The sequence below is a fragment of the Tamlana crocina genome (genome assembly GCF_012037625.1).
The window spans coordinates 1-315 of sequence record NZ_JAAVJS010000708.1; the positions used below are offsets into that span (position 1 = coordinate 1).

At 50.2% G+C, this 315-nt stretch carries 1 protein-coding gene; it reads right to left on the bottom strand.

Going from position 1 to position 315, the window contains the following annotated elements; translation table 11 throughout:
* Window positions 1-315, bottom strand: a 315-nt coding sequence (locus tag HC176_RS18655) for a molybdopterin cofactor-binding domain-containing protein (protein ID WP_167920472.1), incomplete at both ends; no start/stop codon positions are given.

The following is a 315-nucleotide window of genomic DNA, read 5'->3' on the forward strand; positions in this document are numbered from 1 at the left end:
TTCTTGTGGCACCTCAAGCTTTGCTGCTGCTTTTGCAATCTCTCCGTAGCTTACAGATTTGTCACTTCCTGCATGTTTTATAATTCCCTTTTCTACCGAAAGTTCTGAAACCGGTACATCCATTTCACTCGCAGCTGCTGTAAGCAGCATTTGCCTTGCCGTGGCACCGGCTGTCCTAAGGGATTGCCATCCCTGGCGGATGGACTGACTTCCTCCAGCCAGCTGCCGGGTGAAAATGTCGGTATTAAGTGGTGCCTGTTCCACGATCACATTGTTCCAATCCACATCGAGCTCCTCGGCTACGATCATTGGCAT